General features: G+C 67.2%; 4 protein-coding genes. 3 read left to right on the plus strand and 1 reads right to left on the minus strand.

What is annotated here, in order from left to right; translation table 11 throughout:
• Window positions 1–328 precede the first annotated feature (328 nt).
• Window positions 329–646: a hypothetical protein gene (locus ACESLR_RS11370; RefSeq protein ID WP_024327057.1), complete on the minus strand. Its 318-nt coding sequence runs from the start codon at window positions 644–646 to the stop codon at window positions 329–331.
• A gap of 221 nt (window positions 647–867) precedes the next feature.
• Between ACESLR_RS11370 and ACESLR_RS11375 the strand changes: the two genes are divergently transcribed.
• Genes ACESLR_RS11375 through ACESLR_RS11385 form a run of 3 tightly spaced genes read left to right on the plus strand, consistent with a single transcriptional unit; the run spans window position 868 to window position 5,494 of the window.
• Window positions 868–1,728 (plus strand): CbbQ/NirQ/NorQ/GpvN family protein, encoded by an 861-nt coding sequence (locus ACESLR_RS11375; RefSeq protein ID WP_373026152.1) that lies wholly within the window; start codon window positions 868–870, stop codon window positions 1,726–1,728.
• Window positions 1,725–4,280 (plus strand): nitric oxide reductase activation protein NorD, encoded by a 2,556-nt coding sequence (locus tag ACESLR_RS11380; protein ID WP_373026153.1) that lies wholly within the window; start codon window positions 1,725–1,727, stop codon window positions 4,278–4,280. Before ACESLR_RS11375 ends, ACESLR_RS11380 begins: the two co-directional genes overlap by 4 nt.
• Window positions 4,277–5,494, plus strand: coding sequence for an acetoin utilization protein AcuC (locus ACESLR_RS11385; RefSeq protein WP_373026154.1), 1,218 nt, complete (start codon window positions 4,277–4,279; stop codon window positions 5,492–5,494). The genes ACESLR_RS11380 and ACESLR_RS11385 overlap by 4 nt, the downstream gene beginning before the upstream one ends.
• The last annotated feature ends 17 nt before the right edge of the window (window positions 5,495–5,511 follow it).

Raw genomic sequence — 5,511 nt, forward strand, 5'->3', positions numbered from 1 at the left:
CAGTTGGGCCTGGAACTGACAACCAAATCCGCTTGAGAAGAGCCCAATTAAAAACAATAAAACAATGACTTAAAAACTGTTTCATGGGAGCGCACGAAGAAATGATGAAGGCCAAGGGCGATTGGGCCACAGGGGACACGGAGGGCGCGCGGAAGACCGATTCGTTTTGACGGGCGAGTCGTCGATCAGGGTGTCGGGATTCTCGGGTTATCCGTCATCGTCCCGTTTGGTGCCGCCGGTCCAGAAACGCGAAAGGCCCCGGGCGGGTTGCCGCGAGGCCTTTGCATGACGCGCCCCGGGGGCGCCGCCGGGCTCGTTCGAGCCGGAATCAGCCGATCCAGGCGTGTTCCAGAACGTCGATGCGGATCTTCTCGTGGAAGGTTTCGCCGTTGCCCTCGATCACCAGGTCACCAATGCGGGTGCCGGCGGTGTCGTAGCTGAACTTGCAGTCGAAGGTGCCCGGCAGGGACACGCTGCCCTCGCACAGGGTCTCGCCTTCCACCGAGAACTTGCACTGGGCGGTGCCGGACCCGTTCAGGACGGCCTGAACCCGGAATTCCTCGTTGACCGGACGGCGGTACACCTCCGGGTCACGGTTCGGGTTGTACTGCAGGTTGTTCAGCTTGACGAGTTTGACAAGTTTCATACCGGGTCCTCTATTGAAGCGCTGAATCCGAGTGACGGGCGCCTTCGCAAGCCCAACCCCGCTCCGGTGGGGCGTTTGGTTCATGCAAGTGCGCAGGTTCGATAGAATATAAACAGCGAATGATACAACAAAGCCTGCGGGAACACGATTGGCGGCCCGCCCAGCGCGCTGGAGGGTAACGCCGCACCTGCGCATACACCAGTCCCGGCCCCGGAGATTTCATGAAGAACCTGATCAACCGCATCCGCGGTGTAGAACGCGACGTTATCGAGAAGCCGGGGGATGTGGGCGATGCCCCGTTCTACAGGCCCCAGGGAGACGAGATCGAGATCTTCAAGGCGGCATATTCGAAGCGCCTCCCGGTGATGCTCAAGGGGCCGACGGGCTGCGGCAAGACCCGTTTTCTGGAGCATGTGGCCCATACCATCGGCCAGCCGCTGGTGACCGTGTCCTGCCACGAGGACCTGACCAGCTCGGACTTGGTCGGCCGCTTCCTGCTGGAAGGCGAGGAGACGGTGTGGCAGGACGGCCCGCTGACCCGTTCCGTCAAGGAGGGGGCGATCTGCTACCTCGACGAGATCGTCGAGGCGCGCACCGACACCACCGTGGTCATCCACCCGCTGACCGACCACCGCCGCCAGCTCCCGCTGGACAAGAAGGCGCAGATCATCGATGCGCACGAGGATTTCATGCTGGTGATCTCCTACAACCCGGGTTACCAGACCGTACTGAAGGATCTGAAGCCTTCCACCAAGCAGCGCTTCGTCGGCATCCACTTCGACTACCCGGCGGAGGACGTCGAGCGCGAGATCGTGGCCAAGGAATCCGGTGGCCTGGACGCCGATCGCGTGGAGAAACTCGTGGCCGCCGGGCGCAAGGCGCGCACCCTGAAGGATCACGGCCTGGAAGAGGCCACCTCCACCCGCGCGCTGGCCTACGCCGGCGAGTTGATGCAGGCGGGCTTGAGCCCGCGGGTGGCCTGCCGCGCCGCGATGATCGCCCCGATCACCGACGACCCCGAGCTGATCCAGGCGCTGGAAGAGATCTTCGACGCCCACTTCCCCGAGTCCGAAGCGGCGTGAGCGGCCCCGCGACCAACGACGGCGCGAAACCGGAGGCAGAAGAACTCGTCGAGATCGAGGAGATCCTCCAGCACCTGGAGGACATCAGCTTCGTCGCGCACCGCGATACGAAGGAGGCGCTGCCGGCGATCCGTCCGTTCGGCGCCAGCGTCGCGCGGCGCTGGATCGAGACCGCGCGGGACCTGTTTTTTCATGACCGCGAGTCCGGCAAGAGCTTCATGCGCCATTCGGCCCGGCTGGCCGAGCATATGCAGACGGTGGAGCTGTGGCTGGAGCAGGCCGCGCGCTTCCAGGAATGGGTGAACTCGAACTATGCCCTGGAAGGCTTCATGGCTCAGGCCGACCGCGTGTATGCGGCGTGGGGCGAGGCCGGCGAGCGCGAATGGGCCGAGATCGGCCTGCGCTGGTGCGCGCGCAGCCTGCCGGATGCCCGGGCCTATTTCGAGACCGACTTCGAGAAGCTCGCCGGTGGGCGCGGCATCGAGGGCCTGCGCGCGCTGATCGAACCGGCCGAGACGCTGTTCGACGAACGCGGCCTGACCCTGGACGCCTACCTCGAGGGCGCCCCGATTGCCCGCAACCTGGTCGGCGACGCGGGCCTGCTGTCCTGGGCGCGCCGCGGGGCGGACCTGCTGAAGGCCGGGCGCTCGCGCGGCGAGGCATACTTTCGCCTGGAGAGCGACGAGAGCCTGAAGCTCCTGCTGGAGGCGCTGCCGGGCTTTCGCCCGCGCATGAACGGGCGCTTCCTGCGCCTGGTGCTGATGGCCTGGCTGGATGCGGACATCCCGCTGGCCGACTCCAGCTGGAAGCCGGGGGAGGGTCGCCCGATGCTCGAGACCGATGGCCGACGCCTGTTCATGCCGGCGGTGATGGACTCGCGCGAGGAGGCCATGGTTGCCACCCAGCATGCGGCCGCGCATCTCGCGTTCGATACCTACGCCCACGCCGATGTCGAACGGCTGTTCGCGCGCGCGGGTGCCGAGCATCCGCCGCTGGACGACAAGGCACGCATCACCTGGCGCCCGCTGTTCGCGCCATTCGAGGCGCGCATGTTCCGCTTCCAGGTGCTGTTCGACCTGGCCGAGGATCTGCGCGTGAACGCGCGCCTGGCCCCGCGCATCCCGAACTTCCTGTCGCGCCTCGTTGAACTCGCCGAACAGCACGACCGCCCGGAAGGCGGCGCCGCGGTCTATTACGACTTCGCCCTGCGTGCCCACAAGGCCCTGCTGCGCGGCGAGGCACAGGACCCGCGCCTGGCCCGCATGCTGGAGCCCGACGCCGACGTGGTGACCGCCTGGGCCGTGGGCGAGGAACTGTTCGCCGACGACACCCTCCCGGAGATCACCCTCGAGGAGCGCACCGAGGCCTATCTGCCGGGGCTTTCGCTGAACCAGTCGCTGCCCGTCTACCCGCAGCGCAAGCGCGACGGCAGCCTGGCCGACTTCCGCGACCACGAGGCGCACGACGAGCACAAGTTCGAGCACCAGAAGCAGGAGGAGCAACCGCAGCAGGCCCCGGAGCAGGCGCAGAAGGACCCGGACGCGGATATCCAGACCCCGCAGCAGGAGACCTCCGGCACCGGCGGGCGCATCGGCACCGGCATCCCCCAGCCGGCACAGGTGGCCAAACGCGCCGCACCCTACACCCCGAAGAAGGACGGCATCCCGTATCCCGAGTGGGACTACCGCGAGCAGCGCTACATCTCCGACTGGGTCAACCTCTACGAGCGCGTGTTCGACGACGAGGATCCGGAGCGGGCAGCGACCATCCTGTCCGAGAACGCCGATACCCTGAAGCGCCTGACACGGGGTCTGGAGATGCAGCGTCCGATGCGCCTGGCGCCGCTGCGAAAACAGCTGGACGGCGACGAGCTGGATACCGAGGCGGTGATCGACTACATCGCCGACAAGAAGGCGGGACTCTCGCCCAAGGCCTTCATCTACCGCCGCCGGGCGGTGCAGCACCGTGACACCGGCGTGCTGATGCTGGCGGACATGTCTACCTCCATCATGGCGCGCCACCCGGGCGGGCAGGGCAAGATCGTGGACCGCGTGCGCGAGGGGATGATGCTGTTCGCCGAGGCCATCGAGAAGGTCGGCGACCCCTACGCGATCGCCGGCTTCGCCTCCAAGCAGCGCGACCAGGTCAATTACTACTGGCTGAAGGACTTCAACGAGGACCTGAACCACGCCGTGCGCGGGCGCATCGCCGGGGTGTCGGGGCGCCTGGCCTCGCGCATGGGCGCGGGCATCCGGCATTCGCTGGAGGCGTTCAGGCGCAACTCCAGCCAGCGCCGCCTGTTGCTGATCCTGTCCGACGGCCGTCCGGCCGACTATGACGACGGCGGCGACCAGCGCTACCTGCACGAGGACACGCGCATGGCGATGAAGGAGGCGGTGGATGCCGGCGTACACCCCTTCTGCATCACCCTGGACCCGTCCGGCTCCGAGTACCTCCCGGCCATCTTCGGCCCCGGGCACTACACCATCATCGACCACGTGGACGAGCTGCCGCGCCGTCTGCCCGAGATCTACCTGAGGCTGCGTCAGTGAGTGCCACCCCCGAAGCGATCGATCAGGACGCCACCGTCCCGGGTTCCGAGCGCGCCCCGGCCCGGCGCCACGCGACCCTGCTGCACGCCCCGCGTTATCGCGGGCACAGCTACGGCGACAACCATCCCCTCGGTATCCCGCGCGTGTCGCTGACCATTGACCTGATCGAGGCCTATGACGCGATCACCCCCGCCGAGATGGCCGTCACCCGCCGGGCGCAGCCCGCCGAGCTCGAATGGTTCCACACCCGTGAGTATGTCTCCGCGATGCAGCGCGCCGAGGCCCTGGGCAAGGTCTTTCAGCGCTACCGCGACCGCCACAACATCGGCAACTTCGAGAACCCGTTCTTTGCCGGCTTCTTCGCCACCCCGGCCACCGCGACCTTCGGCTCCATCCAGGGCGCCGAGGTCGTGCTGGGCGGTCGGATGGCCTTCAACCCGGCCGGCGGCATGCACCACGCCGCCCCCGACCAGGCACGCGGGTTCTGCTACTTCAACGACCCGGCGCTCGCGATCCTGCGCCTGCGCCAGGCCGGCCAGCGCGTGCTCTATCTCGACATCGATGCCCACCACGGAGATGGCGTCGAGGCCGCGTTCAGCGATGATTCGGATGTCCTCACGGTCTCCCTGCACATGGATACCGAATACGGGTACCCCTTCGAGGGCGGCCGCATCGAGGACACGGGCCCGCTCGGCAACGCGGTGAATGTGCCGCTGCCGAAGGAGACGAACGACACCGAATTCCGCGCCGCCTTCACCCGGGTCTGGGATGCGGTGCGGGGTCGCTGGCAGCCGGACGTGATCGTTGTCCAGGCCGGCACCGATGCCCTGCTGCCGGATCCGCTGGGCAAGTTCGGCATCTCCACCCAGTGTTTCCTCGCCTGTATCGACGACGTGATCGAGACTAGCCCGCGCCATGCGGATGGCACGCCGAAGCTGCTGGTCCTGGGCGGCGGTGGTTACCATCCCCTCGCACTCGCCCGCTGCTGGACCGGCGTCTGGGCCCTGCTGACCGGCCGCGACCTGCCCGCCGAGATCCCCGCGGCCGGTGAGGCCCTGCTGCGCGAGGTCGACTGGGACATGGACGAGGAAGAGGACTGGTACGACAACCTGTTCGTCTCCCGCCTCGACGCCGAGCGCTCGGGGCCGGTGCGCCCCGAACTCGAGGAACGCCTGGGGCGACTGTTCCGGACCCATCCGTTGTTGGGCGCCTAGCCGCCGGTCGTACCTTC

Source organism: Thioalkalivibrio sp. (assembly GCF_041685615.1).
Taxonomy (GTDB): Bacteria; Pseudomonadota; Gammaproteobacteria; order Ectothiorhodospirales; family Ectothiorhodospiraceae; genus Thioalkalivibrio.

Coding starts and splice junctions, on each gene's coding strand:
- ACESLR_RS11375 (WP_373026152.1), top strand. CDS start 868: ATGAAGAACCTGATCAACCGCATCCGCGGTGTAGAACGCGACGTTATC.
- ACESLR_RS11370 (WP_024327057.1), bottom strand. CDS start 646: ATGAAACTTGTCAAACTCGTCAAGCTGAACAACCTGCAGTACAACCCG.